Genomic DNA, 15,739 nt, shown 5'->3' on the forward strand with positions numbered 1-15,739 from the left:
ACTGGGGAGGAGTAAGAAATGGATAAATTTTTTACTGCTGTTCGCCTGGATGAGAATTTGTGCAAGGGCTGTATAAATTGCATTAAGAGATGTCCCACACAGGCAATCCGGGTACGGAATGGAAAGGCTGCAATCACAAAAAAGTTTTGTATCGACTGCGGGGAATGCATCAGAATATGTCCTCACCATGCGAAATTGGCAATTTATGACCCATTAAGCATCTTGAAGGAATATGAATATACCGTAGCCTTACCTGCACCTTCCCTATATGGACAGTTTAATAATTTAGATGATGTTAATATTGTGCTAACCGCCTTAAAACGTATGGGCTTTAATGATGTTTATGAAGTCAGCGGAGCTGCGGAACTGGTTTCTGAAGTTTCACGAAAATATGTGGAGCAGCATAAAGAGCAGTGGCCGCTGATCAGTACGGCGTGTCCATCCGTTGTTCGTTTAATCCGGGTACGTTTTCCAAACCTGATAGAACATCTGCTTCCTGTTAAAGCGCCTGTTGACTTAGCGGCAGCTTTAGCCAGGGAAAAAGCAATGAAAGAAACCGGACTGCCCGGTGATAAAATAGGTATTATATTTATATCTCCCTGCCCTGCAAAAGTCAGTGCAGTTAAGACACCCCTTGGTATTGAGAAAAGTGATGTGGATGGTGTTTTGGCAATCAAAGAGGTATATCCGAGATTATTACCTCTGATGCGGGAGGTAGAAGCCAGCCAGAATATTGAAGAGATTGCCATATCCGGTAAGATTGGTATCAGTTGGGGTGGAACCGGCGGTGAAGCAGGTGGTTTGCTGACGGACAGTTATCTGGCAGCGGATGGGATTGAAAATGTAATCCGGGTTCTGGAAGATTTGGAAGATCAGAAATTCAGTTCGCTGGAATTTATAGAACTGAATGCATGCAGCGGAGGCTGTGTAGGCGGTGTTCTTACGGTTGAGAATCCTTTTGTAGCCAAGGTTAAAATAAAACGTCTCAGAAAGTATATGCCGGTAGCCTGTAACCATTTAATTAACGGCAAAGTGACGGGTGTATATTGGACGGAAGAAGTCCGGTATGAGCCGGTATTTAAGTTAGGAGTAAATATTAAGGAAAGTATAGCTATGATGGCAAAAGTCGAGGAATTATATGAAAGATTTCCGGGGTTGGACTGTGGTTCCTGCGGAGCACCGACCTGCAAGGCTTTGGCAGAAGATGTCGTCCGGGGAGTAGCAAGTGAAAAGGATTGTATTCATATCCTTCGAGAATATATTCACAAAATATCAGGTGAAATGTCAATGCTGGACAGCCAGAACAGGAATACAGAACAGGAATAAGGTTGAAAGACCTGTTTGGATACGCAATTGCAAACGCTATGAGATAAATTACGAAAAGGCAAGGTGAATTATGACAGTACAGGAATTAATTAATAAAGGTATATTTGAAGTAATTAATACCGGGGATAACTTAGATAAAGTAATATCCAAACCGTTTTGCTGTGACCTTTTAAGTATAGCTATGGGAAAGGCTCCGGCAGATTCCGCCTGGGTAACGGTTATGGGCAATATAAATACGCTGGCAGTCGCGACACTTACAGATATTGCATGTATCATCTTAGCCGAGGGGGCAGTGCTCGATGTTCCTGCACTGAATAAGGCCAAGGATCAAAATATTACGGTGCTAAGCACCGATAAACCCATATTTGATACTTCACTTATGGTTTATGAAATGATTCATGCTGCCGATAACTTATGATCTTCATATACATTCCTGTTTGTCACCCTGCGGCGATTCGGATATGACCCCCGGGAATATCGTTGGTATGGCATTGATAAAACAATTGGATGTAATCGCACTTACGGACCATAATTCCTGTAAAAATTGTCCGGCATTCCTAAAGATTGCGAAAGATTACGGAATAACAGCGATTCCTGGCATGGAATTATGTACGGCGGAAGAGGTACATGTAGTATGTCTGTTTCCGGAACTTGAGGATGCCATGGGTTTTGATGAATATGTTTACAGTCAGCTGGTGCCGTTTCCCAATGAGGAAGTTATCTTTGGAAAACAGGAGATAATAGATGAATCGGATGAGGTAACCGGCAAGGAACCAAATCTGCTAATCAATGCAACGAATATTTCCTTTGACCAGGTATATGAACTGACTAAAAAATATAATGGTATCATGATTCCGGCCCACATAGATAAAAGTTCCAACAGCCTGTTATCCAATCTGGGATTTATCCCGCCGGATTCTAAGTTTTCCTGTGTGGAATTTAAGGATTTAACAAAACTGCATGAGCTTAAGAAAACGAATCCTTATCTGGAAAAATGTAAAATTATCAGCAGTTCCGATGCCCATTACCTGGAGCATATCAATGAACCGGTTAATTATCTGTATGCTAAAAGCAAGGATGTTAAAGATATCTTAGAGGCACTGCAATGTTTATGAAGTGAATCAGAGGTTTGCATTAGATAATAATGATAAATGATTTATGTATTTTTCGAGACCATTAAGAATAAAAAATAACTAGAATAACCGATTGAGAAAGACTGGTTTAAAGTCTCTTTCACCGGTTATTTTTACTTTATAAACTATATTATCAAACTCCGTGGAGCACAACTCAATATTGAATTTAGATTATCTGTGCATGGAAAATTCCAAGTTCTCATACCGCTTCAAATTCTCATGAATCTCACGGTTATCTGCCTTAGCAAATAAATTATTACGGTTAAGGTCAGCAGGGCGTCCGGTTAAAATACTTCCCGGTCCGCCGGAACATCCCCCTTCACATACCATTCCTTCGATGAAGTTTTCCGGGAGCTTACCTGCTTTTAAAAGCATTAACGCTTTTTTGCATTCGGAAGCACCGTTACATGTCCGGACAGACAGCTCGGCTTCGTTACCATTTTCTTTAAGAGACTTCATAACAGAGGCGGTAACACCGCCGGATACACAGAATTTCTTACCATATATACTTCCCTGCTGCAATGTTTCCTCCGTTTCCCTTGGTTCCACATCCTTTGCCCGGAACATGGCATAAAGTTCATCTAAGGTAAGGGCATAATCGGCACCTTTTAAGGAAACCGTATCCAGTACTTCCCCTTTTTTCGCAATACACGGTCCTATAAATACACACACCGCATCGGGATGTATGGTTTTAATTAGCCTCGCGGTGGCAGTCATAGGTGATACGGTAGCAGAGATATTAGATTCTAATTTAGGATAATGTTTTCTTATCATTTTAACAAAAGCCGGGCAGCAGGAAGTTGTCATTTTTTTACCCTCGCTATAAGCCTCGGCCCATTCCTTGGCTTCACTGGCAGCTACCAGATCTGCACCCAGGGCAACTTCATACATCCCTTCAAATCCTAATTCTTTTAGTGCTTCAGCCATGCCGGCAGTGTTTATATCTGCGCCGAACTGCCCTTCCCATGCAGGAGCTAACATAGCATATACCGGTATATCAGGGCGTCTTATCAGTTCTATAACATCCACCAGAAAAGAGCGGTCTGAAATTGCGCCGAAAGGACAGTTTTTAATGCAATTGCCGCAATCGATACACTTTTCTTCATTGATTACAACAATATTGTGTTCATCCATACAGATAGCGTCAACCGGACAGCTCCTTTTACAAGGACGCATCAGGTCGGCGATGGCATTATAAGGACATGCCTGGGAACATTTCCCACATTCCTTGCAAAGATTCGGGTCTATGTAAGCACGGTCTCTAAGCATGGTAATTGCATCGAAATTACAAGCTTCCTGGCACCGTTTTCCCATGCACTTCTGGCAGTTATCCGTCACAACAAAACGGGTAATGGGACAGCCCTCACAGGCTGAGTTAATTACCTGAACTACATTTTTATTATCAGAGCCGGCTGAGGGTGACTTTCCTTCTGCTAAACGGATTCTTTGACGAATGATTTCACGCTCTTTATAGATGCAGCACCGGAAATTAGCTTGCGGCCCGGGTATCAATTCGTAGGGAAGAGCTTCTTTTTTTTCATCCAGCTCGCCTTTAAATGCAAGCTTTGCGACTTCATAAAGAACCTCCTGTTTAATAGTGTCAATATTCGTATTTACTCCTAGCATTTTATCACTCCTTACGGTACACTTGCCGCGGTTAAAATATAATGATTAGAGTGCCAAAAGGTCAATTTAGTGTTTGGTATGAATACAAAGGGCATATATATTCATAAAACACGTTTTGATTTACTTTTGACACTCAAATAAAGTATTATATTAAAAATATTTTACAGTTACTTGTTTACCCATTTTCATTACCGTATCTTTAATCTGTTCCACCAGATGCATACGGATACTTAAATCAAAAGGTAAACCTGGATTTTGATGAGCTTCATTTATTGCCTTACCGACATATAAATTTAAAACAGTACAATCTTCTATTATCATCTTTGCTACTTTCGACCCGCCGTTGTCTTTATCTAATTCCTCAAAGAAGTATTCATCTACGTTACCCTCAACATAATGTTTCATTAAAACCAATGCTCTGGATAAGGTTAATACTCCTCGGTTACAAGATCAATATCATCGATCCAGGCAATAGGAGGAAGAGCGGGATCCGTATAATTTAATGAAGTTTTTATAGGTTTATCCATTATCCTGGAAGCGATATTGGCACTTGTTCCTCCGCAGATAATTTTCTTTGACGTATCTTTCATGAACTCATGAATCATATACGCATCATCTGCTTTGTCGGAGGGGGGACCGGTTAATAAATTTATGACTTTGGTGTTAATAATCCGTGCTACCGCTACCGTTGTATCATCTCCCGGAATCTGCATGTATAAATCATCGCAGGCTTTGGTAAGAATGGTAGCAAGTCTGGAAGCGGAGAGGGTTTCCCTCATGGCATTCAGCGCATAATCAGCCATGCTTTTCCAGGTCCATCCGAAGTTTAATAACTGTCCCACACCGGCATGGATTACGCCATCGCTCATCAGAATAAAACAGTCGTTAATCGTTACCTGAAAACGGTATTCACGAATCGTTTTATTTTCAATAATTCTTTCCTGGTACGGAATTTCTAAAAGCTTGCCATTCCGGATAAATACACAGCTTGGGTTGTCAAATTCAACCAGGTAAGCTTCTCCGTTATGAAATATCTGCAGGATACTGAAAGTGGAATATGCAACCTGGCGTACCTGGCATACGGGAAGAGTTTTAGCTATGGTTTCCACACAGTCGTCAATACTGGCTCCGTTTAAAAACATAGTGCCAAGTATTTTAGAGGTCAGGGTAGCCAGTATATTCGCTTTTACCCCGCTTCCCATACCATCGGCTAAAATCATAATATTGGAATCATCTGTTTTTAAAAGTTCAACTTTATCTCCGCAAAGTTCTTCATGATGCTTATTTAAACTTTTATAAGAAGCATCGATACTTACATTCATATCCGGCTCCTTTCCGCCGTTATACGCTTTAGGCAATTACGAAACAAGATCATTACATTTTATATGCCATGCAACTAATATCATTTCAGAGCTGAATCTACCCTAAAGGTAACTGAAGCTCTGAAATTCGTATAAATGTATGATATATTCAGAAAACTATATAGTTTCACAATTGTCTAATTATACAGTTTTCTTTTTTGGCTGTTCAATTCCATCATAAAGAATGGTATCTCTGAGTTTCGTTAAGGTTACTTTCGTTTCTGCGGTTGTTTCCCCTAATAAGCCTGCTATCTGCTGGGCAACCAGCATCTGTTTATCAATTACTTTCTGGGCCATTTCTATGGTATCAACTTTTACTTTATAAGCCTGTTTTATTTTCTCTTCTTCCATGGTAATATCCTGAAAGATACCAAGTACTGCATTCTGTTCCTGTACGTAGACGATATTCTGCAGGGTGGTAAGGCCGATTTCCGGATATTCCACTTTCTTACCCATAATTGGGTTATGACTGCTTAATACCTCAAGAAAATCCGTATGATTTATTATTTCATACAAGTACATTTCTTTTGCTTTGCATCTGGGGATATGAAAATAACTTTCAGCCGCACCGCTGAATTCCACTATTTTTAATTCGGAATCTGCTAATATTATGATGTTGGGGGTTGTATCCAGAACAACATTGGCCATTGACTGGGCTTTCTCATGCATATATGGAATACACATGGTAAGTTCGGCTTTACCCTGGTAAACAGCAATTGCTTTCTCTCTGCAGCTGGAATAACCGCAGGCACCGCAGTTTAATTCATCTTCCGGTTTTGTTTTGCCGATTTTGCTTAGTATATGGTTGATCTCTTCTTCAGAGGGTAGAGGATCCTTAGGGGAACGGTTTAAGAATACTTTATGAAAAGATATACCTTTTGCGCGGTCATAAAAGTCAGGATCACTTAGAGGTTTTTTGGGGACAGCCTCTTCCAAGTCCAGCTTTACTTTAAAGCGGGATATAGATTCCCTGTCAACGGCAGAACCTTTAATACAGCCTCCGTTACAGATATCGGCCTCTATAAAGCAGCCGGATACCTCACCCCGTTCCATGCTTTCAAATAATTCAATACAATTTTTAATTCCATGAACATAAAATTTACGGTAGTTATCCGGCTTTTTCTTAGAGGTTACGACGGAGGATAAAACTCCGCTGCTAATAGGATATAACCGGTTAACCTGGGGATCCGGATTATGGGGCAGGGTATCCTCCTGTTCCATAATATCAATATTTTTTTCTTTTAACCATTGTTCCACTTCGGGGAAATTAATAACTGCATCGACAAATCCAACGGTTCTGGGGTCACTTTCCGCTTCCCTTTTTTTAGCGATGCAGGGGCCTAAGAATACAATCTTTACATCATGGCCTAATTCTTTCCGGATTAGTTTGCCGTGGGCAATCATGGGAGAATCTACTGGGGCCATATATTTTGTAAGGCTGGGATAATAGATTTCTATTAAATCATTTACACTGGGACAACAAGTTGTAATTATATTATTCATTGTACCGGCTGTCAATAATTTTTCATATTCTTCCGTTACAAATGCTGCACCTTCAGCCGTTTCCCGTACCATGGAAAATCCAAGTTTCATCAATGCTGTGATGACCTGTCCGGGAGTTTTATATTTTAATATACCAAGATAGGCGGGAGCAATGGATATTACAGTGGGAATATTATCTCTTAGATAACCTTTTACTTTATCCAGATCGCTGATAAATGTCTTGGCATTCTGGGGACAGGCTTCAAGACAATGCCCGCATAGAATACATTTATCATTCATAATCTGTGCCTGTTCATTTTTTACCGTAATAGCTTTTACTTCGCAGGTACGGACACATTTATAACAATTTCTGCACTTTGCTTCTTTAAAGCCGATTACATTCATTCAGTCAGCCTCCCAAGTACTTCTTCATTAAAAAAAGCCTCTGTGTTATCCGGGGATAAGGAAAATAAGGTTTCCCCTAATTTTACGCAAACACCCTTTACACATTGCCCAATACAAAAGGAACCATTTAATTCTACCTTATCGTCTAATTTATGTAAAGTAATAAGTCTTTCCAAAGTCTGAACAATTTCCCTTGAACCTTTTAAATGACAGGAACTCCCAATACATATTGTGATAACCATACCTTTATCCTCCTAATAAAGATTGTTTTTTATTTAACAATGTCTGAACATAATTCTAGCACTTATATATATTACTGTCAAAGGGTATTTGAGATAGTACTTCCATTTCGTTAGCAACCGAGCCGAAATTATCCCAAGCACCGACGAGCGGGTATACTATACCGGATATCGTGAGCCCAATTACGGTAAAATAAAATACCACAGAAGCTGAAAGATTAATCTAAATTGTTAGTATCGTATTTTTGCAAGCTGTAAAAGGTGAGGAATTTCTACACTGCACATAAAACTTTTCGGTTGTAATCATACTATGATATGATATAATAAATGAAGAGAAAAATTTGACAAAGGAGCCAGATATATGGATTTGATTACAGTTCGGGAATTGTATAGAGAAAAAGAAAAATTTATCGGTAAAAACATAAAGGCTGGAGGCTGGGTAAGAAGTATCAGGGACTCGAAAGCTTTCGGTTTTATCGTATTGCATGATGGTACTTATTTTGAAACATTACAGATTGTTTACCATGACAGCATGGAGAATTTTGCTGAAATATCCAAATTAAAGGTAGGTTCGGCAATTATCGTTGAGGGTGAGCTGGTTGCTACACCACAAGCACAGCAGCCTTTTGAAATACAGGCAAAATCGATTGTTATAGAAGGCACATCCACAGCGGATTATCCATTACAGAAGAAACGGCACAGCTTAGAATTTTTAAGAACGATTTCACATTTACGTCCAAGAACCAATACGTTTCAGGCAGTATTTCGTGTCCGTTCCCTGATTGCATATGCAATTCATAAGTATTTTCAGGACAGAGACTTTGTATACGTACACACCCCTTTAATTACAGGAAGTGACGCAGAGGGAGCCGGAGAGATGTTCCAGGTTACGACCCTTGACATGGACAAGATTCCCAGAACGAAAGAAGGTAAAGTTGATTATACCGAAGATTTCTTTGGCAAAGAAACGAATTTAACTGTCAGCGGGCAGTTAAACGGTGAAACTTATGCTATGGCTTTTCGTAATATTTATACCTTTGGACCCACTTTCCGTGCGGAGAATTCCAATACCACACGTCATGCGGCAGAATTCTGGATGATTGAGCCGGAGATTGCTTTTGCTGATTTAAAAGATGATATGGCGTTAGCGGAAGGAATGATAAAGTTTGTAATCCGTTATGTTTTAGAACATGCACCGGAGGAAATGAAATTCTTTAATCAATTTGTGGACAAGGGTCTTTTAGAGAGACTGGAACATGTTATGAACTCCGAATTCGGACATGTTACCTATACGGAAGCAATTGAAATTCTGGAGAAAAATAATGATAAATTTGAATACAAGGTAAGCTGGGGCTGTGATTTACAGACGGAGCATGAAAGATATTTAACGGAAGAAATTTACAAAAAGCCGGTATTTGTTACGGACTATCCGAAAGATATCAAAGCCTTTTATATGAAGTTAAATGAAGATAATAAAACCGTTGCCGCTATGGATTTATTAGTACCTGGCATTGGTGAAATTATCGGAGGAAGCCAGAGAGAGGATAACTATGATAAATTAGTTGCCAGAATGGACGAATTAGGCCTTAAGAAAGAAGACTATGAATTTTATTTAGACCTTAGAAAATTCGGTTCTGCAAGACATGCCGGATTTGGCTTGGGTTTTGAGCGTTGCGTAATGTATTTAACCGGTATGGGTAATATCAGAGATGTCATTCCATTTCCACGTACTGTTAACAATTGTGAGTTATAAGGTAAATCAATAAAAAACACATCCGATTTGGAAAAAGCAAAAGGATTCTTTACCGAATTCGTTATGGATTAATGCCTCTATATGGATATGTAAATCATGTCAAAATATATTAAAATTTTATTAAAACCTCATATTATATTGACAATTCAAAAACACCATGATATTATTTCAAAGTATTAAATGAGGGAGTAATTAGCGCTTAAGCAATAGCGTGGTAAGTCAACAATCCTGGCTGATTTACAGTCTGGCTTATCTTAAAATATGAGACTCATGTACAGAATAAACACTGTACTTGGGTCTTTTCTAATAAAAAAGGTCAAGTACAGTAACTTGATCTTTTTTTATTAGGAGGATTTTAATGAGAGAATATTTACAAACATCAGAAGAAGTTTTGCAGAAGTTAAAAACGGAAGCAAGAGGCCTTACAGAGATGGAAGCCGCTAAGCGGCTTACACAAAATGGTAAGAATAAATTAAAAGAGGCCGAGAAAGATCCGCTTTTCATCCGTTTCTTAAGCCAGTTAAAAGATCCCATGGTACTTATCCTGATTGCAGCTGCGCTGATATCCGGTATTACTGCAATATATGCCCATGAATCTTTTGCCGATGTTATCATAATTCTGGCTGTGGTTGTCATTAACTCCATACTTGGTGTATATCAGGAAAGTAAGGCAGAAAAAGCAATTGAAGCTCTACAGGCCATTTCGGCGGCAACTTCCAAAGTGATGCGTGACGGAAAACTACAGGTTATAAAAAGTGAAGATCTGGCAGTAGGTGATATTATTGCTCTGGAAGCCGGTGATTCCGTTCCTGCTGATGCCAGGTTGTTAGACACAGCAAGTATGAAAGTGGAGGAAGCAGCTTTAACCGGTGAGAGTGTTCCGGTAGATAAGATTATGAATGTCCTTAATCTGGGCGGGCAGAAAGACATTTCTCTTGGTGACCGAAAAAATATGGTTTACATGGGTAGTACGGTTGTATATGGACGAGGAAATGCTGTAATTACTGCGACAGGTATGGACACGGAGATGGGTAAAATTGCTGATGCCATAACAAAAGCAAAAGAAAATACCACTCCTCTTCAGCTTAAATTAAACCAGCTTAGTAAAACTTTAAGTTCACTTGTTCTTGGAATCTGTGTTGTTATCTTTTTATTTAATATCTTCCGTCTTTATCCTGATATTTCAGGGGAAGGTATTCTTGAAACCTTTATGGTGGCCGTATCATTAGCCGTAGCTGCTATCCCGGAAGGACTAGCAGCAGTGGTAACCATCGTATTATCCATTGGCGTAACCAACATGTCAAAAAGAAGTGCGGTAATCCGAAAATTGACCGCAGTTGAAACATTAGGATGTACCAATGTTATCTGCTCCGATAAAACAGGTACATTAACACAGAATAAAATGACCGTCGTAGATAGTTTCTGTAAGGATGAGTTATTGTTAGGCCGTGTTATGGCACTTTGCAATGATGCACATCTGAATGATTCCAACGAAGCCGAGGGAGAACCTACGGAAGCGGCACTTGTAAATTATGGCTTTAAGCTTGGAATCCAAAAAAGTAAAGCGGAGACTGAAATGCCACGTGTAGGGGAAGTACCTTTTGATTCCGGAAGAAAGCTTATGAGTACTATACATAAACTTTCGAATGGCGGCTTCGAACAATATACAAAAGGTGCTCCGGACGTACTGGCTGCCCGCTGCACCTCTTATTGGGACGGTTCTGATATAAAACCTATGTCAGAAGAAAAAGAAAAGAAATATTAAATGCCAATAAGAACTTAGCGGATCAGGCATTACGTGTCCTGGCCGGAGCAATTAGAAGATGGGAGCAAATGCCGGAGGATATATCGTCAGAATCTTTGGAACAGGGGCTTTGTTTCGTAGGGTTAACCGGAATGATTGACCCAATCCGACCTGAAGTAAAACCGGCCATAACCGAATGTAAGGCAGCCGGTATCCGTACGGTTATGATTACCGGTGACCACAAGGATACGGCCGTTGCCATTGCAAAACAGTTAGGTATTATTAAAGAGGCATCGGAGGCTTTAACGGGAGCGGAACTGACTGAGTTAAGCGATGAACAGTTGGATAAGGATATTGTAAAATATTCCGTTTATGCCCGTGTACAGCCCGAACATAAAGTACGAATTGTGAAAGCATGGCAGAGTAAGGGGATGATCGTTGCCATGACCGGTGACGGTGTAAATGATGCTCCGTCAATTAAAACAGCTGATATCGGTATCGGTATGGGTATCACGGGAACAGATGTTACGAAAAATGTTGCAGACATGGTACTGGCAGATGATAATTTTGCTACGATTGTAAATGCGGTAGAGGAAGGACGCCGTATCTACGATAACATTCGCAAAGCAATTCAGTTCCTGTTATCTTCCAACTTATCCGAGGTGTTATCCATCTTTATATCCACATTACTGGGATTTACAATCTTAAAGCCGGTTCATTTACTTTGGATCAATCTGATTACCGATACTTTTCCGGCGGTCGCACTTGGAATGGAAAAAGAAGAAGCAGATACGATGAACCGTCCTCCCAGAAATGCAAAGGAAGGAATATTTTCAAGAGGGCTGGGTTTTGATGTTATCTGGCAGGGGGTAATGATTACCGGATTGACTGTAATAGCATATTTTGTCGGCCACTATATGGAGGCGGGTGTTTTTGAAATTGCCGAAAGTCCTGATGGTATCACAATGGCATTCTTAACACTTTCCATGGCAGAAATGTTCCATTCCCTGAATATGAGAAGCAGACGCCAGTCCTTATTCCGGATAAAGCATCATAATAAATATTTATATGGAGCTATGATAGCTTCCTTTATTTTAACAACTGCGGTAATATTTGTTCCACCGCTAGCAAAAGCTTTCCAGTTTGAGAGTATATCCCCTATAGAATATCTGGCTGCGATGGGACTTGGTATTGTGGTTATTCCGATTGTGGAAATCGTTAAATTTTTTCAAAGAAAGAGTGATAAGAAGGAAGAAAAATAGTAGTAATTATTTTCTTGCTGTTAAAGTGGCTGCCCGTTAAGAAATCAGGGCTGTTGTAAAATCATAATTTATCTTACTTGGAATAGAATATAGTTAACACTCACAGATATTTTAAAGTATAACTATATTCATAATCCATGTAAAGATAGGTTAATAATTTTGCAGCAGCCCTCTTTTTTGATATCATGTATTATATTTAAAAATAATGTTCCTGTAATTATTAAGTACAAATAATAATAGTAATCCCAATAACCCGCAGGATATCACTTCTCCTATGCCAACAGTCAACATCATAAAAGGAATGGGCAAAACAAAAGCATAAGCATACCGAAGTATCCAGGGGACAATAATTGTGTTGGCTAAGATGGGTGGAATGGGAACAAGGAATTTATGCTTTCTTAATACGTAAGAACCAATTGCTCCGATTAAGGTAGCCAGGGATCCAAATATAATGTCCAGCATATCTGCGCCGGTAAGTAAATTGGCTAATAAGCATCCGATTGTTACTCCCGGTATGGCAGCAGGTGTGAAATAAGGTAAAATGGTTAGTGCTTCCGCTATTCTTACCTGTACATAAGAAAAGCTGATTGGTTTAAACACATAAACCAGTACCACATAGATAGCTGCAATCAGGGCAGCCTGTGTGATGAATAAAGTTTTGTTTTTCATATGAAATTCTCCTTTAGTTTTGTTTTACGTCAGGAAGGTTGCGAACTGACGTTATGTGACTGATGCAAGCCTTGATTTATAAGAGTTTGCGACTTATTAAGTATAACATGAAAATGGGGGTTGTCAAGAGTTGACTCAAATTTTGACTCAACTTATGAGAATAAACTGAGAATAAGAGATGGAATCAGATAAAAGAAATGGAGCGTGTATCATTCGGCTAAACATTGCTAAAGTGATTTGAATAACCCCAACAGCAATCAAACCCAAATGAAGAGAAATTGGAATTTTGCAGCGGCTTTGGAATAACTACAGCATAATTCATAAAAACACCTCGCAATAAATTGGTTCATAATGAATTGCGAGGTGTTTATCCTGTCAGATATTTTTTAAAATAAGGCGGAAAACATAGACCCTGAAGAATATGTATTGCTATAGTTACCGTTATAACTATAGGTATTGGCTTTGGAGGCTTCGTGATCCGCAGCAAAGTTAATTAGAGAAGCCTGAGCAGAGACACGATATGCGTAAGAACCGGTACCATTAAAAAGTGATTTTACAGTATTTATATCCCCTTTAACAAAAGTTTCCTTATTTAAGGAAAGCGAGTTATCACTGTTAATGGTAATACCTACACTGCTTAATAATTTGGAATTGGAAGCAGTGTTATTGATTAGGTTCTTCGTTTTGCTTAATATAGAGGTACTGGTAACATCATCAGAAGCCGCCATAACAGAATTATAGTCTGTTACAAACTGAGAAAGTGCTTTATAAATTGTATCAGTATCATAACCGGTAGTAGAAGTTTTGGTTCCGTCTGCGGCAGTAGTGGTTATTTCCTTTTGGGTAAATATTGAATTTTTACCTGTAGAACAAAGGGCATAAGCAGATTCCTTTAAGGCATCCGTACTGCTTTGTACTTTGACTAAGGTCTTGGTATCATCAGAGCTGATGGAATTAGTCTTTACAATGGAAGAGACTGCGGAGTTAGAACCGTCCTTAGTATAATATGCTTTTAATAGCTTTAAGTAACTTCCGTTTCTAATACTTCCGTAGTCGGACAGGAAGTTCAAATTGGAAACAGAATTCCCCTTTGAGGAATTTAAGCTCCTAAATAAATAAGAATAATCGGCTCCAGATTGTAAACTTACATTCATAGTATCACTCCTTGCGAATTGGAGGCATCCATGCCTGCATTAACACGGTAACAAATAGTATAAGGAATTATTTGCTTTGCATTTTATTATAATAGATATCGGCATTTCTTTCAATAAAAATAATAATAAAACAGCTCTGAAAGGTAAAATTCTATACTTATAGTAACTTTACTATTTAGCTTATTAAAAACAAATAAAATTGCGTTTATACACAGGTGCTAATTAAAATCAGAATATTATACACATCACACAAGTAGTACACCATTTTTATTTCCATGTAAGATATTGACAAAACTATGAAAACTATATACAATTAAACTCAACAGAATAAGCATAGTAATTTAGTAAAGAAAGGTGGAATGACATCCGGTATGCTTTAGATTTATAACAAGTGTACACGGAAAAGTAATTTTAAAATCATTAGCTGAATAATTGAGTAAAAGAAAAAGCTGTCTTATATACAGTTTAATTTTCATGCTCAATTACTTATGATTTTAAGATTACTCGCATGTGCTTTCATCAAGGAATTTGAGCCGTAGAGTAAATCTACGGCTTTTATTTTCGCGAAAGCTAAGTGAGAATTAGCAAGCTTGCTTGTAATAATTCGAACGAGCACGCGAACCGAAGAAACTCGCAAAGCGTGTTTCTTCCGGTATTAGGCTAAATTATTATGCTTTTATTTTGTTAATAAAAAATTGGAGGAATTAATTATAATGCAAAAAAATAAGAACCTTATTATAAACGGAAATATGAATATGGAACTGCTGTTAAACTCTGTAAAGAAGCCGGATTTATACTCTACTTTAGAAGAACCATTCTGGGATGATCCTTATATAGCACAACAAATGCTGGAAGCTCACTTAAATCCTGATTGGGATGCGGCAAGTTATAATCATAAAACAATTGACCAAATTGTAGAATGGCAGATTAAATATCTAAACTTAAAAAAAGGTGCAAAAATATTAGATTTGGGCTGTGGCCCGGGTCTGTACTGCACCCGGTTCTCCCGGTATGGACTTGATGTTACAGGTATGGATTATTCCGGAAATTCTATAAGTTATGCTAAAAAGTATGCAGAAACCAATGATTTAAACATTCAATATATCTATCAGGACTATCTCACAATGGACTATTCCGATAAGTTTGATGCTATTTTCCTGATTTACTGTGATTTAGGTGCACTTTCTGATAGCAGACGTGATCTGTTGCTGCAAAAGATACATAAAGCACTGAAACCTGGTGGGGTATTTGTATTTGATGCTTTCACAAGATTCAATTGGGAGCAGCAATCTATGCGTAATTGGTATATGAGCGAATCAGGATTTTGGAGTCCGTACCCACATCTTGTTCTGGAGCAGACCGTTGACTTTGAAGCTGAGAATGTTTTACTCCGGCAATATACCATTATTGACAGCAGGGGTGAAGTAACTACCTATAATTTAAGGGACCATTATTACACGAAACAGAATATTCTGCTATTAATGAAGAGATATGGATATCATGTACAGGATGTTTGGAGTGACTTAACAGGTAAGGATTATGAGGAAAATACGAAATGTATGGGTATTGCTGCCAAAAAGTAGAC

At 38.8% G+C, this 15,739-nt stretch carries 12 protein-coding genes and 1 pseudogene; 7 read left to right on the forward strand and 6 right to left on the reverse strand.

Going from position 1 to position 15,739, the window contains the following annotated elements; genetic code table 11:
* Positions 1-18 precede the first annotated feature (18 nt).
* The 3 genes from Ana3638_RS06250 to Ana3638_RS06260 all read left to right on the forward strand — a co-directional run bounded on the left by Ana3638_RS06250 (position 19) and on the right by Ana3638_RS06260 (position 2,441).
* Positions 19-1,326 (forward strand): [Fe-Fe] hydrogenase large subunit C-terminal domain-containing protein, encoded by a 1,308-nt coding sequence (locus Ana3638_RS06250; protein WP_161837259.1) that lies wholly within the window; start codon positions 19-21, stop codon positions 1,324-1,326.
* 70 nt (positions 1,327-1,396) lie between these two features.
* On the forward strand, positions 1,397-1,744 hold the full coding sequence (locus Ana3638_RS06255; protein WP_161837260.1) for a hypothetical protein: 348 nt from the start codon (positions 1,397-1,399) through the stop codon (positions 1,742-1,744).
* The gene (locus tag Ana3638_RS06260) at positions 1,725-2,441 is read left to right on the forward strand and encodes a PHP domain-containing protein (protein ID WP_161837261.1); all 717 of its coding nucleotides are present in this window, start codon (positions 1,725-1,727) and stop codon (positions 2,439-2,441) included. The genes Ana3638_RS06255 and Ana3638_RS06260 overlap by 20 nt, the downstream gene beginning before the upstream one ends.
* Positions 2,442-2,630: 189 nt before the next feature.
* Here Ana3638_RS06260 and Ana3638_RS06265 read toward each other — a convergent pair whose 3' ends face one another.
* From Ana3638_RS06265 to Ana3638_RS06280, 4 genes and pseudogenes are all read right to left on the reverse strand, one after another.
* Complete coding sequence (locus tag Ana3638_RS06265; RefSeq protein WP_161837262.1) at positions 2,631-4,085, reverse strand: 4Fe-4S dicluster domain-containing protein; 1,455 nt, start codon at positions 4,083-4,085, stop codon at positions 2,631-2,633.
* Between the two features lie 150 nt (positions 4,086-4,235).
* Positions 4,236-5,407 (reverse strand): annotated as a pseudogene (locus Ana3638_RS06270) (SpoIIE family protein phosphatase).
* A gap of 180 nt (positions 5,408-5,587) precedes the next feature.
* Positions 5,588-7,333, reverse strand: coding sequence for a [Fe-Fe] hydrogenase large subunit C-terminal domain-containing protein (locus tag Ana3638_RS06275; protein ID WP_161837263.1), 1,746 nt, complete (start codon positions 7,331-7,333; stop codon positions 5,588-5,590).
* Entirely contained in the window at positions 7,330-7,575 is a 246-nt protein-coding gene (locus tag Ana3638_RS06280; RefSeq protein WP_161837264.1) for a (2Fe-2S) ferredoxin domain-containing protein, read from the reverse strand. The genes Ana3638_RS06275 and Ana3638_RS06280 overlap by 4 nt, the downstream gene beginning before the upstream one ends.
* 358 nt (positions 7,576-7,933) lie before the next feature.
* Here Ana3638_RS06280 and asnS point away from each other — a divergent pair, with 358 nt between their 5' ends.
* The 3 genes from asnS to Ana3638_RS27230 all read left to right on the forward strand — a co-directional run bounded on the left by asnS (position 7,934) and on the right by Ana3638_RS27230 (position 12,331).
* Positions 7,934-9,325: an asparagine--tRNA ligase gene (asnS, locus tag Ana3638_RS06285; protein ID WP_161837265.1), complete on the forward strand. Its 1,392-nt coding sequence runs from the start codon at positions 7,934-7,936 to the stop codon at positions 9,323-9,325.
* 358 nt (positions 9,326-9,683) lie between these two features.
* Positions 9,684-11,090: an HAD-IC family P-type ATPase gene (locus tag Ana3638_RS27225; RefSeq protein ID WP_330587897.1), complete on the forward strand. Its 1,407-nt coding sequence runs from the start codon at positions 9,684-9,686 to the stop codon at positions 11,088-11,090.
* Between the two features lie 68 nt (positions 11,091-11,158).
* A complete protein-coding gene (locus Ana3638_RS27230; protein WP_334297130.1) occupies positions 11,159-12,331 on the forward strand; it encodes a cation-translocating P-type ATPase in 1,173 nt (390 codons plus the stop codon).
* A 183-nt stretch (positions 12,332-12,514) separates the two neighbouring features.
* Here Ana3638_RS27230 and Ana3638_RS06295 read toward each other — a convergent pair whose 3' ends face one another.
* Together Ana3638_RS06295 and Ana3638_RS06300 are read right to left on the reverse strand one after the other, a co-directional pair.
* Positions 12,515-13,000 carry a QueT transporter family protein gene (locus tag Ana3638_RS06295; RefSeq protein ID WP_161837266.1) on the reverse strand — a complete coding sequence of 162 codons (486 nt, stop codon included), beginning with the start codon at positions 12,998-13,000 and terminating at the stop codon, positions 12,515-12,517.
* 386 nt (positions 13,001-13,386) lie between these two features.
* Positions 13,387-14,154: a hypothetical protein gene (locus tag Ana3638_RS06300; protein ID WP_161837267.1), complete on the reverse strand. Its 768-nt coding sequence runs from the start codon at positions 14,152-14,154 to the stop codon at positions 13,387-13,389.
* A 713-nt stretch (positions 14,155-14,867) separates the two neighbouring features.
* Between Ana3638_RS06300 and Ana3638_RS06305 the strand changes: the two genes are divergently transcribed.
* Positions 14,868-15,737, forward strand: coding sequence for a class I SAM-dependent methyltransferase (locus Ana3638_RS06305; protein ID WP_161837268.1), 870 nt, complete (start codon positions 14,868-14,870; stop codon positions 15,735-15,737).
* Positions 15,738-15,739 lie beyond the last annotated feature (2 nt).

The organism is Anaerocolumna sedimenticola (assembly GCF_009931695.1).
Lineage (GTDB): Bacteria > Bacillota > Clostridia > Lachnospirales > Lachnospiraceae > Anaerocolumna > Anaerocolumna sedimenticola.

Coding starts and splice junctions, on each gene's coding strand:
- Ana3638_RS06260 (WP_161837261.1), top strand. CDS start 1,725: ATGCTGCCGATAACTTATGATCTTCATATACATTCCTGTTTGTCACCC.
- asnS (WP_161837265.1), top strand. CDS start 7,934: ATGGATTTGATTACAGTTCGGGAATTGTATAGAGAAAAAGAAAAATTT.
- Ana3638_RS06275 (WP_161837263.1), bottom strand. CDS start 7,333: ATGAATGTAATCGGCTTTAAAGAAGCAAAGTGCAGAAATTGTTATAAA.
- Ana3638_RS27230 (WP_334297130.1), top strand. CDS start 11,159: ATGCCGGAGGATATATCGTCAGAATCTTTGGAACAGGGGCTTTGTTTC.
- Ana3638_RS06295 (WP_161837266.1), bottom strand. CDS start 13,000: ATGAAAAACAAAACTTTATTCATCACACAGGCTGCCCTGATTGCAGCT.
- Ana3638_RS06255 (WP_161837260.1), top strand. CDS start 1,397: ATGACAGTACAGGAATTAATTAATAAAGGTATATTTGAAGTAATTAAT.
- Ana3638_RS06250 (WP_161837259.1), top strand. CDS start 19: ATGGATAAATTTTTTACTGCTGTTCGCCTGGATGAGAATTTGTGCAAG.
- Ana3638_RS27225 (WP_330587897.1), top strand. CDS start 9,684: ATGAGAGAATATTTACAAACATCAGAAGAAGTTTTGCAGAAGTTAAAA.
- Ana3638_RS06280 (WP_161837264.1), bottom strand. CDS start 7,575: ATGGTTATCACAATATGTATTGGGAGTTCCTGTCATTTAAAAGGTTCA.
- Ana3638_RS06265 (WP_161837262.1), bottom strand. CDS start 4,085: ATGCTAGGAGTAAATACGAATATTGACACTATTAAACAGGAGGTTCTT.
- Ana3638_RS06305 (WP_161837268.1), top strand. CDS start 14,868: ATGCAAAAAAATAAGAACCTTATTATAAACGGAAATATGAATATGGAA.
- Ana3638_RS06300 (WP_161837267.1), bottom strand. CDS start 14,154: ATGAATGTAAGTTTACAATCTGGAGCCGATTATTCTTATTTATTTAGG.